The sequence below is a fragment of the Kutzneria buriramensis genome (assembly GCF_003387475.1).
Classification (GTDB): domain Bacteria; phylum Actinomycetota; class Actinomycetes; order Mycobacteriales; family Pseudonocardiaceae; genus Kutzneria; species Kutzneria buriramensis.
In genome coordinates this window covers 75,095-91,045 of sequence record NZ_QUNO01000015.1, presented here as the reverse complement: position 1 = coordinate 91,045, position 15,951 = coordinate 75,095, and the positions used below count along the sequence as shown (strand labels likewise).

At 72.5% G+C, this 15,951-nt stretch carries 12 protein-coding genes; 6 read left to right on the top strand and 6 right to left on the bottom strand.

The features are described 5' to 3' along the window. Window positions 1-3 precede the first annotated feature (3 nt). Window positions 4-426: an SRPBCC family protein gene (locus tag BCF44_RS37505; protein WP_116179235.1), complete on the top strand. Its 423-nt coding sequence runs from the start codon at window positions 4-6 to the stop codon at window positions 424-426. A gap of 6 nt (window positions 427-432) precedes the next feature. On the opposite strand, the gene BCF44_RS37500 is transcribed toward BCF44_RS37505, so the two are convergent. Then, entirely contained in the window at window positions 433-3,027 is a 2,595-nt protein-coding gene (locus BCF44_RS37500) for an ATP-binding protein (protein ID WP_116179234.1), read from the bottom strand. A gap of 244 nt (window positions 3,028-3,271) precedes the next feature. Further along, on the bottom strand, window positions 3,272-6,136 hold the full coding sequence (locus BCF44_RS37495; protein ID WP_170217956.1) for an AfsR/SARP family transcriptional regulator: 2,865 nt from the start codon (window positions 6,134-6,136) through the stop codon (window positions 3,272-3,274). Between the two features lie 206 nt (window positions 6,137-6,342). Here BCF44_RS37495 and BCF44_RS37490 point away from each other — a divergent pair, with 206 nt between their 5' ends. Both BCF44_RS37490 and BCF44_RS37485 read left to right on the top strand, forming a co-directional pair. After that, window positions 6,343-6,822: a YcxB family protein gene (locus BCF44_RS37490; RefSeq protein ID WP_116179232.1), complete on the top strand. Its 480-nt coding sequence runs from the start codon at window positions 6,343-6,345 to the stop codon at window positions 6,820-6,822. A 29-nt stretch (window positions 6,823-6,851) separates the two neighbouring features. Continuing rightward, window positions 6,852-7,649, top strand: coding sequence for a hypothetical protein (locus BCF44_RS37485; protein WP_116179231.1), 798 nt, complete (start codon window positions 6,852-6,854; stop codon window positions 7,647-7,649). A 41-nt stretch (window positions 7,650-7,690) separates the two neighbouring features. Here BCF44_RS37485 and BCF44_RS37480 read toward each other — a convergent pair whose 3' ends face one another. Further along, window positions 7,691-9,433 (bottom strand): ABC transporter substrate-binding protein, encoded by a 1,743-nt coding sequence (locus BCF44_RS37480; protein ID WP_116179230.1) that lies wholly within the window; start codon window positions 9,431-9,433, stop codon window positions 7,691-7,693. A 134-nt stretch (window positions 9,434-9,567) separates the two neighbouring features. Between BCF44_RS37480 and BCF44_RS37475 the strand changes: the two genes are divergently transcribed. Further along, window positions 9,568-9,759, top strand: a complete 192-nt coding sequence (locus BCF44_RS37475) for a hypothetical protein (RefSeq protein WP_116179229.1) — start codon at window positions 9,568-9,570, stop codon at window positions 9,757-9,759. Here BCF44_RS37475 and BCF44_RS37470 read toward each other — a convergent pair. Together BCF44_RS37470 and BCF44_RS37465 are read right to left on the bottom strand one after the other, a co-directional pair. Further along, window positions 9,756-10,388 (bottom strand): GNAT family N-acetyltransferase, encoded by a 633-nt coding sequence (locus BCF44_RS37470; protein ID WP_116179426.1) that lies wholly within the window; start codon window positions 10,386-10,388, stop codon window positions 9,756-9,758. The genes BCF44_RS37475 and BCF44_RS37470 overlap by 4 nt on opposite strands. An 11-nt stretch (window positions 10,389-10,399) precedes the next feature. Beyond that, complete coding sequence (locus BCF44_RS37465) at window positions 10,400-11,524, bottom strand: MFS transporter (RefSeq protein ID WP_116179228.1); 1,125 nt, start codon at window positions 11,522-11,524, stop codon at window positions 10,400-10,402. A gap of 47 nt (window positions 11,525-11,571) precedes the next feature. Here BCF44_RS37465 and pdxR point away from each other — a divergent pair, with 47 nt between their 5' ends. Further along, entirely contained in the window at window positions 11,572-12,963 is a 1,392-nt protein-coding gene (pdxR, locus tag BCF44_RS37460) for a MocR-like pyridoxine biosynthesis transcription factor PdxR (protein ID WP_170217955.1), read from the top strand. Here pdxR and BCF44_RS37455 read toward each other — a convergent pair. Then, window positions 12,865-13,596, bottom strand: a complete 732-nt coding sequence (locus BCF44_RS37455; RefSeq protein ID WP_116179227.1) for an alpha/beta fold hydrolase — start codon at window positions 13,594-13,596, stop codon at window positions 12,865-12,867. The two genes, pdxR and BCF44_RS37455, sit on opposite strands and share 99 nt — an antisense overlap. 61 nt (window positions 13,597-13,657) lie before the next feature. On the opposite strand from BCF44_RS37455, the gene BCF44_RS37450 reads away from it, so the two are divergent. Next, window positions 13,658-15,895, top strand: a complete 2,238-nt coding sequence (locus BCF44_RS37450) for an ATP-binding protein (protein ID WP_170217954.1) — start codon at window positions 13,658-13,660, stop codon at window positions 15,893-15,895. Window positions 15,896-15,951: the final 56 nt, after the last annotated feature.

Genomic DNA, 15,951 nt, shown 5'->3' with positions numbered 1-15,951 from the left:
AAAATGTCCGTCACGCGCTTCCACCTCGTCTCCACGCTCAGCCCCGCCGAGGCCCTGGCCGTGCTCACCGACTTCGGCCCCGACCGCCCCCAGCACTGGCCGTCCATCGACGCCGAGCACTTCACCGTGCACGACCGCGGCGACAACTGGGCCGAGGTGACCGAGGGCACCGCCGCCGCCTGGGAACGTGCCCGGTACGACTGGGACGCCACCAAGGTCACCGTCACCACCCGTGAGTCCAAGCTGTTCGGCGAGGGTGGCGGCTGGGTCATCCAGCTGACGCCGGAGGGCGAGGGCACCCGGGTCGAGGTCGAGCTGACCCGGAACCCCCACAACGTCAAGCAGCGGCTCCTGGCGGCCGCGCTGCCGCTGGTCGGACCGGCGAGCCTGCGCAAGTCGTTCGCCGTGCCGCTCAAGGGCAGGTGAGGAGTGTCAGCGCAGCGCGCCGGCCAACTCCCTTCGCGACCCGATGCCCAGCTTGGTGAACACCTTGCGCAGGTGCCATTCCACCGTGCGGGGACTGAGGAACAGCGTGGCGGCGATCTCCGGGTTGGTCCGGCCGGCGACGGCGAGCCGGGCGATCTGGGCCTCCTGCGGGGTGAGTTCCTCGACGGCGTCGGCGGATCGCTTTCGTACGGTCTCGCCGGTCGCGGTCAGCTCGCGACCGGCACGGTCGGCGAAGCCGGTGGCACCGGCCGCGGTGAAGGCCGCGTGGGCCAACCGCAGCTGGGCACGGGCGTCGACGCGCCGGTTCTCGCGGCGCAGCCACTCGCCGTAGAGGAGCCGAGCCCGCGCGGTGAGCAGCCCGAGGTGGGTGGCGTCGAGGCGCTCGATCGCCTCGGTGTAGCGGTCCTCCGCGGACGTGACGAGCGCGTCGGCGAGGGCCTGCGTGCCCAGGGCCCAGTTGGTGCCGGCGGCGGAGGTGCGTTCGGCGAGGCGATCCCGAGCCGTTGCGGCGACGGCGGTTTCGCCGGCGTGGGCGGCGGCCTCGACCAGCTCGGCCAGCGCCCAGTTGGTGACGCCGAGATCGGCGCGTTCGGCGGCACGCGTCGCCGCCTTGACAGCGGCCGCGTACTGGCCGAGGCCGTTGCACAGCACGGCCCGGGCGTGGCTGGCCACGGCCGCGAGGCGTCCTTCGGCGGCGTCGACCGGCTGGTCCTCACCGCGCAGCGCGGCCAGGATGAGCCCGGCGGCAGGGTCGCCGGCGAGGCCCGTGGCGTCCTGAATGGACTTCGCCTCGTCGAGAAGCGCTGAGGCGTCGGCGAAACGCCCGGCATGGATCAGGACATCGGCACGGAAGGTCAACGCCGACGCCAGAACCGCGAGCGCCCCGGCTCGGCGCGCGGCGTCGACGGCGAGTTCGGTACGGCGATGCCACGCCCCGTCGTCCCACACCTCCTGGGCGACGGGAACGGTCAGCCGAAGCAGGCTCAGATCGTCCTCGGGAACGGGGGACAGCGAGGGCAGCGAGCCGTCGAGGACCCAGGTCGCCAGGCCGGTCAGCAACGCACCGGCCGGTTCGGCGCCGGCCGGCGCCGCCAGTCCGGCCTCGGCCGCCATCCGCGGATCGTCCGTGTCGACGCACTGCAGGGCGGCGCCGAGCGCCCACAGGTAGGTCTCCCGCGCGGCGACCAGGTCCAGTTCCTCCAGCCGACGGGCGGCCGCGAGCAACGGGCCCACCGTGAACGAGATCTGGGCGCGCAGGCGTTCGACCTCGGCCCGCTGCAACGGATCCAGCGGCCCGATCTCGGCGGCGGCCAACAGCTCCGGCACCTTCGCCGGCTCGCCGGCGGCGAACCGGGAACGCGCGGCCGCCAGCGCACGGGCGGCCCTGGCCTTCGGATCGGACGTCAACTCCGCGGCGCGTTCGAGGAACGTCGCCGCCGCGGCGTGCCCGCCCCGCGAACGGGCCCGATCCGCCGACTGCTCCAGCTCGGCGGCGACCTCCTCGTCGAGACCGAGGACGGCGTGGGCACGGTGCCAGGCCCGCCGGTCCGGATCCTGTTGCGGATCGGTGACTTCGGCAAACGCCCGGTGCACGTCGCGGAGCAGCGCCGGCGGCGCGGACCGCCAACTCGCCGACCGCACAAGGGGATGCCGGAACCTCACGCGTGCACCGAGCTGGATAAGGCCCGCCGACTCGGCCGGCACCGCGGCGTCCGGCCCGACGTTCAGGCGCTGAAGTGCCCGCCACAGCAGCGGGACGTCGCCGAGCGGCTCGACCGCGGCGGCCAGCAGCAGCACCCGGGTGTCCTCCGGCAGCACGGCGATGCGCCGCTGGAAACCGTCCTCGATCCGGCTCACCAGTGGCGTCACGCTCTGGCCGCCGAAGCCGAACGCCAGCTCCGCCGGCGTCAGATCGCGCGGAAGTTCCAGCAGCGCCAACGGATTGCCGCGGGTCTCGGCGATGATCCGGCCGCGGACCCGGTCGTCGACCGGCCCCGGCAGCACCGAGTCCAGCAGCGCGCGAGCGTCCACATCGGACAGTCCGTCGACGCGGAGCTCCGGCAGGCCGCCGAGGATCTCCTCGTCGCCGGGGCTGCGGGAGGCGAACACCAGCGCCACCGACTCCGCGTCCAGCCGCCGGGCGACGAAGGTCAGGATCACCTCGGACATCCGGTCCAGCCACTGCACGTCGTCCACCACGCACAGCAGCGGCCGCTCCGCCGCGGACTCCGCGAACAGGCCGAGCACCGCCAGCCCGACCAGCAGCGCGTCCGGCGCGTCGCCGGTCCGGAGCCCGAAGCCGACCGCGAGGGCGTCACGCTGAGGCTCCGGCAGCCGGTCCAGCCGACCCATCAGCGGCGCGCAGAGCTGCTGCAACGTCGAGTAGGCGATCTCGCTCTCCGACTCCACGCCCACCGCCCGGCACACCTGGCCGGCACTGGCGGAGATCAGATGCTCCAGCAGCGCCGTCTTGCCGGCCCCCGCCTCGCCCCGCAGCACCAGCACCCGGCTCCGCCCGCCACGCACGTCCCGCAGCAGCCCGTCCAGCGCCTCGACCTCACGACTCCGACCCCGCAACACCCCAAAACCCTATCCCCCGCGAGTTCGCCCAGAAATGAAACACAGTCAGACAGGGCGATTGCAGGTTTCGGGCAGAAACGAGCCTGGGGTCTCAGATCTGCACGACACCGGAAATGGGTGTGACGCTGGGCGGGATTCGCCGGGGTATGCCTCAGGCTGACATTCGTTCTGGTGCTGGGCGCGACTCGCGGGGTGTGCCCCAGACGTGCATTCGGTGTGCCCGAGGGCGCGACTCGCGGGGGTTCTAGCGGGGGCGGCGGACGCCGGCGGCGGCGTCTATGGCGGCGAGGCGGCGGCGGACCTGTTCCACGCGGTGGTCGCCGACCTCCTCGAGGATCGCCAGCGACTGCTCCCAGGACTCCTTGGCCTCGTCCAGCCGGCCGTCCTCGTGCAGGACGCTGGCCAGCTCGTGCAGGGACCACGCCTCCCCGGGCCGGCCGCCGGACTCGCGGAACAGCCGGACGGCGCCGCGGAAGCAGTCGGCAGCCCGGTCGAGCTTGCCGAAGTGCCGGTGCGCCTCGCCCAGCTCCCGGTACACCTTGATCGCCCCGGCCCGGTCGTCCATCTCCACGAACAGCCCCAGCGCCCGGTCGAAATCGGCCACGGACTCCTGGTACCGGCCCAGGACCCGGCAGTACGACCCGAGGTGGCTCAGCGCCCAAGCCTCGCTCCACCGGTCGCCGATGTCGCGGGCGGCGGTCAGCGCGCGGTTGGTCAGCTCGAACGCCTCGTCCACCCGCCCGGCCCAGAAGTACGCCGGCCCCAGCGAGCCCTCGACGACGTGGTCGAGCGGCCCGCCGGCCAGCGGCTCATACACGACCCGGGCCCGCTCCATGCACTCCAGCACCTGCATGTGCCGGCGCAGCTCGTTGTAGCAGTAGCCGAGTCCGATCAGCAGCCGCACCTCGCCGTAGCGGTCGCCGGCGGCCACCGCCGCGCCGATTCCCGTCTGGTGACTGGAAATCCACTCCGGCCACGGCGTGCGCAGCGCGAAGAACGCCCACATCGAGGCGGGAATCCCGGTGGCGTGGTAGGTGTCGCCGAGCTCGGCTGCCTGCGCGGTGGCGGCGACGAGGTTGGCCAGCTCCGCCTCGCACCACGCCAGCGCCGCGCTGCTGTCGGTGAACGTCGCCGGCTGCCCGCCCGGCACCGGCGGCGGCAGCTCGGAGCGCCGCCGGAACGGCGCCAGCATCTCGTCGACGGTGTTCGCGGTGTGCAGGTAGAAGTCCAGCAGCCGGCTCACGGCGGCGATCCGCTCTGCCCGGCTGTCGTGCTCGGCGGCGCACTCCGCCGAGTACACGCGCAGCAGGTCGTGGAAGCGGTAGCGGTCGCGGCCGACGCCCTCCAGCAGGTGTCCGCTAGCCACGACGTCCAGCAGCCGCCGGGCCCGCACCACCGGCACATTGGCCAGCGCGGCCGCGGCGGCGACGCTGATCTCGGTGCCGGCGTGCAGCCCCAGCATGCGGAACATACGGGCCGGTTCCGGCTTCAACGCGTGGTACGACCACGAGAACACCGCCCGCACGGCCGTGCTCTCGTCGTCCACCGCCAGCACGTCCAGGCGGGCCCGCTCGTCGGCCAGCTCCTGGCAAAGATCGTCCAAGTCCAGGTGCGGCCGGTCGTTGAGCTGCGCGGCGGCGATCCGCAGCGCCAGCGGCAGGTGCCCGCACAGGCGGGCCAGCTCGGCGGCAGCCTCCGGCTGCGCCTCGATCTGCGCCGCCCCGACGCCGGCGGCGAGCATCTCCAACGACTCCGGCTCCGCCAACACGTCCAGCGTGACGCGATGCGCCCCGTCACGGGCGACCAGCCCGCCGAGGCGGCTACGACTCGTCACGATCACCGAACAGCTGGGGCTGCCCGGCAGCAGCGGCCGCACCTGATCGGTGCTGGCGGCGTTGTCCAGCAGCACCAACATCCGCTTGCCGGCGATCAGGCTCCGGTACAGGCCCGCCTGCTCGTCGGTCTCCGCCGGGATCGCCGACGCCTCCACGCCCAGGCCGCGTAGCAGCTGCCCCAGCGCCGCCGCCGGCTGCAGCGGCGGCTGCTGCGGGTCGAACCCGCGCAGGTTCACGTAGAGCTGGCCGTCCGGGAACTGCTCGGCGACGCGGTGCGCGACGTGCACGGCCAGCGCCGTCTTGCCGATGCCGCCGCTGCCGTCGATCGCGGAGATCACCGCCACCGTCCGGTCCCCGCCGACGAGAACCTCCTCCAGCTGCGCCAACTCGTCCACGCGGCCGGTGAAGCCGGGGACGTCGTGCGGCAACTGGGCCGGCTTCGGCGTGGTCGCGACGCCGGTGCTGACGGGCGCGGCGACCGGCGCCGGCGCGGCCGGCCTGTCCGCGACCAGGTCGCGGTGCAGGTCCCGCAGCTCGGGGCCGGGCTCGATGCCGAGTTCGTCGACGAGCACGCGGCGGCCGTCCTCGAAGACCTCCAACGCGTCGGCCTTGCGGCCGGAGCCGTAGAGGGCGGTCATCAGCAGCGCCCGCGGCCGCTCGCGCAGCGGCTGCTGCCGGACGACCGGCGACAGCTCGGCGACGGCGTCGTCGTTGCGGCCGAGCGCGATCAGGGCGTCGGCCAACGACTCCACCGTGGCCAGCCGTAGCTCGTCGACCCGGGCTCGTTCGCCCGCGACGAACGGGCAGGAGATCCCGTCGAACGGCAGCCCCCGCCACAGCCGCAGCGCCGACTGGAGCTGGACCACCGCGCCGTGAAGATCGCCTGAACTTCGCGCGATTCTTGCCCGTTCACGCAGCTGTTCGGCCTGGTCCGAGTCCAGCGCGCCGCTTTCCAGCCGGAGCATGTACCCGGAATTCGCGCCGGCGGAGACCAGAAGCGCGCTCGGCGCACGGCTCGGACGGTCCGGTTCGAGGGCCCGCCGCAGGGCCGAGAGATAGGTGGAGACGCTGCCGCCGGCGGTGGTCGGCGGGTCGTCGCCCCAGAGGGCGTCGACCAGTTCCGTGCGGCCGACGGCGCGATTCGCGCGCAGCGCCAGCAGCGCGAGCAAGGCGCGCTGCATCGGGGGACCCAGTGCGATCTCGCGATCCCCGAGCAGCGCCCGCACCGGTCCCAGCACCTCGACCCGCAGCGGAACCCCGTTCGCCGCGTGCACCTTTCCACCACCTGCCCCAGCAGAGCCGCGCCGGGAGCATACAGCGCGAAAGAGAATGCGAACCGTTGTCAGTTCTATTACGGACGGTCCAGGCCGATGACGCTCGGCGAACATGGACGACCGCCCGGCGCGCCGAAGTGGCAATCGATCACTCTTCCGGAGCAGACTGGCGCATCCGCAGTGTGACGTAGATTACGGAGGCGCCAGTGCGCGTCGAGTTCTCCTGGGAGCCGGAGCCGGCCGATCGCCGGGACGCGCTGCGCGCCGTCGCGCCGGCCGTTCGCTTCGCTCCCGCTTTCGCGGTCTGCCTGGTGATGCTGGCGGCCGTCCTGCTGCTCGTCGACAACCCGTCGGCGGCACTGTTGTGCCTGGTGGCGGCCGGTGCGGTCGCCATCGGCGTGCCGTGGCAGGCCCGCCTGCTCTACCGGGACACCGTGTCCGCGAACCAGCGCGTGCGGGCCACCGCCGACGAGTACGCGCTGCGCCTGCACGGCACCGGCCTGCCGGGCGAGCTGGCCTGGTCCTCGCTCCAGGCGTGGCACGAGACCGAGCACGGCATCGTGCTGCGGGCCGGCGCGCGGGCGCACGGCCCCGTGTACGCCGTGCCGCACCGCGCCTTCGCGCTCCCGTCCGATGAGCACATGTTCCGTGAATTGCTGATCCGCCGGGTGGGTCCGACCGGTTGATCCCGCTCGCGTCTGTAATCTCGGTAGGCGTGTCCTGTCCGAGTGCGACGCTGGTCGTCTGGACGTCTGCCTGGCTGCACGGCGCGGCCGCCGCCGACGACGTCCTTGACGCCCTCCAGATCTGGGCCGAGCTGCACGAGGTCGTCGCCGACGACGACGGCACCGCCACGGCCCTCGACCTACCCGGCCCCGACGAGATGCCGGTCGCCCCGGCGCTGCTGCTCGCGGCGCTGCGGCGCACCCAGGCCGGCGACGGCCGGCTGGTGCTGCCGGTGGCCGGCGACGTGCGTGGACTCGGCGGCAACGGGCCGCTGAGCGCCACCGCGCTGCGCGCCGGGCAGGCGGTCGTGCTGCCGGAGGCCGGGCTGGGCATCGTGCCGCGACTCGTCGCCGACCAGGTGATCCGCTGGACCGTGTTCGACCTGCCGGAGATCCTGCCGCCCGAGCACATCCCGCTCGGCGAGGCCGAGCACGCGCTGGCCGGCGCGATGCGGGAGGCCGCCAGCGCGCTCGTCGACCTGGACGTGGCGCGGCACCGCCCGAACGTGCGCAAGGAGATCGAGTCGGTGATGGCCGCGCAGCCGGTGCCGGCGTGGCCCGACGGCATGCCGCCGCGGTCGCTGCGGGTGTTGCAGCGGGCCACGGAGGTCGCAGCGATCCTGGAGGTCGCCGCCGGCGACGCCCCCGGCGGCGCGATGTCGGCGTCCTCGACCCGTAAGCGCGAGGAGGCGCTGCGCCCGCTGTCGGACGCCGTGCGCCGGGCCCGCCTCGCCGCCGTCGAGGAGGCGGTCCGGGTGCTCGGGGAACACGCCAACAAGAGTCGTTGAGTCGGTCGCCGGCCGCCGGTTGTGGCGGCCGGCGACCACTATTACTGCTGCACGCCGACGGCGGCGTAGTCGTACATGCCGTAGCCGTCGCTGACGAACAGGTTCGTCACCTTGCTCGGCCGGTACAGCAGTGCCTTCGCGACCACGCCGGGCAGGATGTAGGCGTCGGCCATGACCTTCTGGTCGATCTGGTCGTACAGCTTCTCCCGCCCGGCGGTGTCCTCGGTGGTGGTGGCCTGGTCGAGCAGCGCGTCCACCGCCGGGTCCTTGACGCCGAAGTTGCTGTTGCCGCCCGAGGCCCGGATAACCCGGCTGTCCACGATCTGGCTGAGGAAGCCGAAGCCCTCCGGCCAGTCCGCCTGCCAGCCGTACACGATCAGGCCGAGGTTGTTGTTCTTGGCGTAGTCGGGCTTGCCGGCGTAGAGCTTGCCGTAGTCGTTCTGCGGGAACGGCTTGATCGTCAGCTGGATGCCGACCTTGGACAGCGACTGCTGGAGCGCCTCGGCCACGTTCTTCTCCTTGGGCCGCTCGGCCCGGTAGGAGATGGTGGTCGTGAAGCCGTCGGGCTTGCCGCAGGCCTGCAACTCCTGCTTGGCCTTGGCCTGGTCGCCGGTGTTGTCCGGAGACGGGTAGGGGTTGAACGCCTTCGCACCCGGGATGACCGGCGGCAGCAGGTTGCTGGCGACGTCGCCGCCGAGCGAGCCGCCGTACGCGGCCTGGTACGACTTGCGGTCGGCGGCGTACTCCACGGCCTGCCGGCAGTGCACGTTGTCCAGCGGCGCGACGTCGCCGTTGATAGCGGTGTACCAGAGCCGGGCGCTGGACGGGTTGTCGGCGTTGGCCTTGAGCCGCTGGTCGGCCACGACCTTGCCCTGCGCGGCGGCCTGGAGCCCGTTGCCGGTGATCTCGAAGTCCAGGTCGCCGGCGATCAGCCGCTGGTCGATGTCGTCGGCGTTGACGTTGAGCGAGACGTCGAACTCGTTGGGCAGCGCCTTGCGGACCGGGTCGGTCTTCGGGTCCCAGTGCGGGTTGCGGACCAGCGTGAAGCCCTTGCCGAGCGTGTTCGTGCCGAACATGTACGGCCCGCTGGACACCACGTGCTTCTTGTAGTCGCTGCCGCTGTCCTTGGACCGCTCGACCGGCATCGTCGAGGGCAGCATGGCGAAGTAGTCGAAGCCCGCGAACGCGCGGCTCAGGTGGAAGACGATGGTGGTGTCGTCGGGGGTCTCGATCGCCGACAGACCCAGCTTGTCCGGCGACGGGTCCTTGTACGGCGAGGTATAGCCCTTGAGGTCGAGGTAGTCGTTGAAGTAGGTGGGCCCGTCCGGGAACACCGTCTTGTCCAGCGACCGCTCCACCGCGTACTTGACGTCCTTGGTGGTGACCGTCGTGCCGTCCTCGAACTTCACGCCGGTGCGGATGTGGTACGTCCAGGTCTTGTCGCCGTCGCTGGCCGTGCCCATGCCGGTGGCCAGGTCCGGCACCAGCTTGGTGCCGTCCTTCCCGGGCGCGGGGGCGAAGGTGAGCAGGCTCCGGCCGAACAGCCGGGCGAAGTCCCACTCGTAGGAGTAGTAGGACTCGGCCGGGTCGAGCGAGTCCCAGTCGCCCGGGTTGGCCATCCGGATGACGCCGCCCTTGGCGTCGGACGGCCGGTGCACGGTGGCCACGGCGGCGTTGAACTGCTCGCCCGAGCCGCTCGACGCGCCGGAGCCGCCGCAGGCGGCCAGGCCGGTCACCAGCGTGGCGGCGACCGCGACCGCCGCCATGATCCGCAAGTTGGTCATGATCTTGGAAAACCCCCAACGTCCTGTCACCGAATCGTGTGAGGCCGCCCATTCTGACGTAGCCTCGATACGGTGGGGTCAACGCGCAAAATCGCGGGCGCTGGGGCGGCCCGGAACGGGCGTACGCTCAAGCCGTGAAACGGTGGGTGTTCGTGGTGCTCGGCGTGGTGCTGGTGCTGCTCGGCGCGCTGTGGACGGCGCAGGGCCTCGGCTACGTGACCGGCAGTTTCATGACCGGTTCGCGGCTGTGGGCGACGATCGGTCCGATCGTGGTGATCCTCGGGTTGTGGTCGCTGGTCACGGGAGTCCGGCGCGCCCGCTCCTAGAGCCCGAGCAGAGTGCGGCAACCATCGAGGCCGTCGATGGTCACCGGCGCCTGCCGCCATGCCTCGCGGGTGAGCCGCATCCGGTAGTCCATGGTCAGCTTGCCGTCGATGACGTAGCGGTCGACGCCGTTCGGCTCGTAGCCGAGCTTGCGGGAGACGGCCATCGAGGCGTCGACGCCGGCGAAGGTCAGCGAGACCGCCTCCTCCGCGTCGAGGCCGGCGAACGCCAGGTGCAGCACGGCGGTCCGCATCTCGGTGCCGATCCCCCGCCCCTGATAGCGCTTGCCCAGCCACGATCCGGTCTCCACCTGCCGGGTGATGGCGAAGTCGCGGCCGCTGATCCGCTGCTGGCCGACGACCACACCGTCGAGGAACACGGCCAGCCGCAGCGTCCAGTCCCGCGGCGACCAGGCGGCGAGGGACTGCCAGTGGTCCTGGAGGACGCGCAGCGCCACCTCGCCCGGCGATTGCAGCGCCCAGGCCGTCGGGAACGGCGTGACGTCGGCGTCGTGGATGCCCTCCACGGCGAGGTCGGCCAGCTCGCCGAGTTCCTCGGACGACGGCAGCCGCAGCTCCAGCCGGGGCGTCCGCAGCCGCAGGCCCAGCAGCGGGAAGTGGTCGGCCAGCATCGGTTTCTCCTTCACGGTCGTCGGTCGCGGCGCACGAGGGCGAGCGCCGGCAGGGTGGCGGCGGCGGTGAGCAGGAAGATCGCGGGGTAGCCGACCTCGGCGACGACCAGGCCGGCGGCGAGCGCGCCGGCGGCCATGCCGAGGTCGTAGGCGGCGTTCCAGATGGCGCTGACGGACCCTTCGCCGCCGGCCGGCACACGGGCGTACATCAGCGCCTGCGAGGCGTTCTGCATGACGCCGAAGCCGGCGCCGAACACGAGCGCCCCGCCGATCACCGCGGCCGGTGAGTCGGTCATCGCGATGGCGGCCATGCCGATTGCGGTCAACAGGATGCCGGGCCCGAGCAGGCGACCCGCGCCGAACCGGTCGCCGAGCCGGCCGGCGATCAAGCGGGTCGCGGTGGCGGCGGCGGGCTGGGCGAGCAGCGCGGCGGCGGCGATCCCGGGAGCCGTGGCCAGCGGGAGGAAGGTGACCAGCACGCCGGTGGCGGCGGTGGACACCGCGAAGATCGTCGCCGGTCGCATGATCGGCGCATGGCGCAGGCCATCGACAAGACTGTGCGGTTCGCGCACGGGAGCCTTGCGAGGCAGGCCCGGCAACGACAGCAGAGCCAGCAGCGGGGCCACACCCGTGGCGATGAAGACCGGATCGAAGCCCCAGCGCGCGGCCGCCCAGACGCCGGCCGGCAGCGCCAGCATGCTGGGCACACCGCTGACGAGCCCGACCACCGCCAGCCCCTCGCCGCGTCGCTCGGACGGGATCAGCACCGCCGTCACGGCCCCGCCGGCCACCACCGCGATCGCGAAACCCGCGCCGCGCACGATGTTCACGGCGACGATCAGCCACATGTCGTTGCCGACGGTCAACAGGAAGGTCGGCGCGCCCAACAGGATCAGGCCGAGCGCCAGCGACCAGCGGTAGCCGACGACGCGGATCAGCGCCGGCGTGACCAGCTCGCACGCCACCGTGGCCAGCAGCAACGCCACTGTCACGAACCCCGCGCCGGATTGCTTGGCGTACAGGGGAACCACGGACAGCGGCAGGGCGAAGCCCACCGACGCGCCGAAGATCGACACGAACCGCAGCAGCAGGGCGCGGGACAGGAGCGCGGGTCGGGCGGCGAGATCGGTGGTCATGGCTTCGACGCTAGGGCGTGACCGGATCACCAGTAAGGTCCAGTTCCATGGCTGTGGAGTGGTCCGGTTCGGGCCCGGAGCTGCTGATCAGGATCGACCGGGACGGTGGCGCCGGGCTCCGGTCGCAGCTGGAGGACCAGCTCCGGGACGCCATCCGCGACGGCCGGCTGGCCGCCGGGGAGCGGCTGCCCTCCTCCCGCGAACTCGCCCGCGCGCTGGGGTTGTCGCGCGGGCTCGTCCAGGACAGCTACGCCCAGTTGCAGTCCGAGGGCTACCTGACCAGCCGTCCCGGCTCGGCGACGCGCGTCGCCGCCGGCGCGGTCGCACCGGCCGTGTCGTCACGGCCGGGCCCGGTGGTCAGGGAACGCCCCGAGATCGCCGACTTCCGCCACGGCGTCCCCGATCTGCGGCTCGCGCCGCGCGAGGACTGGGCGTGGGCGATCCGGGAGGTCTGCCGCACCGCCCCGAATTCCGCCTTCGACTACGGGGATCCGATCGGCGAGCGGCGGCTGCGGGAGGTGCTCGCCGCGTACCTGCGTCGGGTTCGGGCCGTCGCCGCCACCGCCGACCACGTGGTGGTGTGCACCGGCATGGCCCAGGGCCTCGGCCTTGTGCTGCGGGCTCTCGCCGCCGACGGCATGGACGCCTTCGCGTTCGAGGATCCCGGCGCCATCGGCCCTACCCGCGCCGCCGGCATGACCGCCGTGCCCGTCCCCGTGGATCAGGACGGCCTCGTCGTCGCCGCCCTCGACCGCAGCGGCGCGCGGGCCGTCGTCGTGACGCCCGCCCACCAGTGGCCCACCGGCGTCGTGCTCACCGGGCAGCGTCGCCAGGAGCTCATCGCGTGGGCCCGGCGGCGCGGCGGCGTGATCATCGAGGACGACTACGACGCCGAGTTCCGCTACGACCGCGAACCCGTCGGCTCGCTCCAGGGTCTCGGCCCCGACTGCGTCGTTTCCCTTGGCACCGTGAGCAAATCCCTCGCCCCGGCGCTGCGCCTGGGCTGGCTCGTGGCGCCCGAGCGGCTGCTCGGCGCGTTGGCGCACAGCAAGCTCGTCACCGACCGCGGCAGCCCCAGCCTGGACCAGCTCGCCCTCGCCCTGCTCATCGAGTCCGGCCGCTACGACCGCCATTTGCGTCGGTCCCGCACCGTCTACGCCGCCCGCCGCGAGACACTCGTCGCCGCCGTCGCCACGCATGCGCCCGGCCTGCGCATCACCGGCCTGGCCGCCGGCTTCCACGCCGTGCTGCACCTGCCTCCCGGCACCGACGAGGCCCGTCTCATCGCGGAAGCTCGGCAGCGCGGCGTCGGCGTCTACGGCCTGGCGCCGATGTGCCACTCACCGTCCGCCGAGCCCCGGCTGGTGCTCGGTTTCGGCGACACTCCCCAGCACACCATCGAGCCCGGCATCGCCGCCATCGCGGATCTGTTGCGCTAGCAGGATCTCCGCCAGCTCGTCGGCCGCCGCGGCCATCACGTCGTGCCCCACCGGCAGGGTGTGCACGTGCCACGCCGGATCCTGGGACAACCGCTCGTACAGATCGGTGAAGGGGCTGCCCGTCCAACCCGAGAGGTAGACGTAGTCGCGGCGGCGGAACCGCTCCAGCGAGCCGGTGAGCCTGATCGCCTGGAGGAACGTCGCCAGCGGCTGCGCCGTCGTCCGCGGGTCGCCGCCTTGACGCGGCTGCACCGAATGCCCGTCGCCTCGAGACTGCTCCAGGAACACGGCCCGGTACGCGTCGGAGGTCAGCGTGAAGCAGGAGTCGCCGTCCTCGGGAACGTAGGCGTCGACGTACACCACGGAGTCGACCCGTTCCGGCGCGCGGTCCGCGACGCCGCTCACGACCATGCCGCCGTAGCTGTGCCCGCAGAGGACGACGTCATGGAGATCCTCGGCCGTCAGCACGTCGATGACGTCCTGGATGTGCGTGTCGAGGTTCACAACCCGGTCACCGACACCCGACAGCGTCACCGGATACGCCTCGTGCCCCTCGGCGCGCAGCCGCTGGGCCAGCGGCTCGAACCACCAGCCGCCGCGCCAGCCACCCGGCACGAGCACATAAGTCGCCATCGATCCCCCCTCGCGGCCTTGGCGGCTCCAACCACCATCGGCAACATTATTCTCTCCGGCTGTGGAGGATCATTTCGCCGCGGCGATCCGCCGGTTCCGGTTGCGCGCGGGGCTCACGCAGGAGGCTCTGGCCGAGCGATCGGGCGTGTCCATCAGCACGATCCGCGGCCTGGAGACCGGCAAGCGCCGCAACCCGCAGCTCGCGTCCGTGCGCCAACTGGCCGCCGCTCTCGACCTGAAGCCGGCGGAACAGGACGAGCTGTTGGCCGCGGGCGCGGCCGAGCCATCGCCGATCCCGGTGCCGCGGCAGCTGCCGTCGCCGCCCGCCCCGTTCGTGGGCCGCGAGCGCGAACTGGACCGGCTCGACGCCGCGCTGGGTGCGGCGAACACCGTGGTCATCTCCGCGATCGCCGGTGCCGGCGGGGTGGGCAAGTCCTGGCTGGCGCTGCACTGGGCGCACCGCAACGTCGACCGCTTCCCCGACGGGCAACTCTTCGTCGACCTCCGGGGTTTCAGCCTGGACAGCGACCCTATGGACCCGGCTGTGGCGGTGCGAGGATTCCTCGACGCGCTGGGCGTCGAACCCGGCCGCATCCCCGTCGCCCCGCACGCGCAGGCGGCGTTGTTCCGGAGCCTGGTGGCGGACAAGCGAATGCTGCTTATGCTCGACAACGCCGCCGACACCGCCCAGGTCACGCCCCTGCTGCCGGGCGGCGACACCTGCACCGTCGCCGTCACCAGCCGCAACCGGCTGTCGGGCCTGATCACCGCGCACGGGGCGCATCACGTGCCCGTCGACACCCTCACCGACGCCGAGGCCCGCACGCTGCTCGTGGCCCGGCTCGGCGCGGAGCGGGTCGACGCCGACCCCGAGGCGGTGCGCGAACTCGTCCGGTTGTGCGGCGGTTTCCCGCTGGCGCTGAGCATCGTCGCCGGCCGCGCCCACACCAACCCGCACCTGTCGCTGGCCGATCTCGCCGACGAGCTGCTGGATGACGCCCTCGCCGTGCTCGACGACGCCGACCCCGCCGCGAGCCTGCCCGCCGTGCTTTCGTTGTCCCACCACACGTTGAGCGCGGAGGACGCCGAGGTGTTCGGGCTGCTCGCCATCGCACCCGGCTCCGATATCAGCCCGAGTGCCGCCGCCAGCCTCACCGGCCTCGGCCGGAGCCGGACCAGAACCGTGCTGCGCCGGCTGGAACAGGCGTCGCTCATCGGCCAGGACGCCGCCGGGCGCTACCGTATGCACGACCTGATCCGCCGTTACGCCGCATCGGCCCACGACCTGACCGACAGCACACAGCAGGCGGCTTTGCGACGGTTGCTCGACTTCTACACCCACACCGCGCACGCCGCCGCCCGCCAGCTGGATCCCCACCGCCCAGCCATCGAGATCGCCCCGCCGGTCCACGACTGCCAGCCGCGGGCGCTGCCCGACATCCCGTCGGCAATGGAGTGGTTCGACGCCGAGCACCACAATCTGCTCGCCGCCCAGCGCACCGCCGCCGCACAGGGGTTGCACCGCACGGCCTGGCAGCTGGCCTGGACGTTGAACGACTTCCACTACCGGCGCGGGCACCGCCACGACCAGCTCGCCGTGTGGCAGATCGCCGTCGAATCCGCGGGCCACCTCCCCGACCCCGGTACCCAGATGATCTCCCTGCGGCTCCTCGCCCGCGCCCAGGTCGTGCTGGGACATCATCAGGAGGCGGTCGAGACCCTGAACCGGGCCCTCGCCCTGAGCGAGCAGCACGACGACCGCGCCCACCAGGCCAAGGCGCACTACACGCTGGCGTCGATCCTGACGGACGGACGGCAGGCCCTGCAGCACGCCAGGCACGCACTTGCCCTCTACCAGGGTCTCGACCAGCCGATCGCGGAGGCCAACGCACACAACGCCGTGGGCTGGTTCGCCACGCTCATCGGCGACCACGACACCGGCCGCGAGCACTGCCGGGCCGCGCTCGCCGTCTTCCGACACCACCAGGACGAGAGCGGCCAGGCGCAGGCCCTGGACAGCCTCGGCCACATCGACCACCACAGCGGCCACCACCACGACGCGGTCCGGCACTATCGCGAAGCCATCGCCCTGTACCAACACCTCGGCAACACCTTCGAAATCGCCGACACGCTCGACCGGCTCGGCCATCCCCATGCCGCCCTCGGCGACCTCGACCGGGCCCGCGCGGTGTGGCAGGAGGCGCTCGACCTGTACCGGCAGCAGGGCCGTGACGACGAGGCCGAACAGGTGGAGCAGCAGCTCGACGGCCTCAACCGGTCACACGTGAACGGTTCGTGATCTGTTCGCCCGCGTCGCCCGCCAGCACGATGGTGCCTGAAACACCACGGCGGGCG

Coding starts and splice junctions, on each gene's coding strand:
- BCF44_RS37505 (WP_116179235.1), top strand. CDS start 4: ATGTCCGTCACGCGCTTCCACCTCGTCTCCACGCTCAGCCCCGCCGAG.
- BCF44_RS37480 (WP_116179230.1), bottom strand. CDS start 9,433: ATGACCAACTTGCGGATCATGGCGGCGGTCGCGGTCGCCGCCACGCTG.
- BCF44_RS37470 (WP_116179426.1), bottom strand. CDS start 10,388: ATGCTGGCCGACCACTTCCCGCTGCTGGGCCTGCGGCTGCGGACGCCC.
- BCF44_RS37465 (WP_116179228.1), bottom strand. CDS start 11,524: ATGACCACCGATCTCGCCGCCCGACCCGCGCTCCTGTCCCGCGCCCTG.
- pdxR (WP_170217955.1), top strand. CDS start 11,572: ATGGCTGTGGAGTGGTCCGGTTCGGGCCCGGAGCTGCTGATCAGGATC.
- BCF44_RS37455 (WP_116179227.1), bottom strand. CDS start 13,596: ATGGCGACTTATGTGCTCGTGCCGGGTGGCTGGCGCGGCGGCTGGTGG.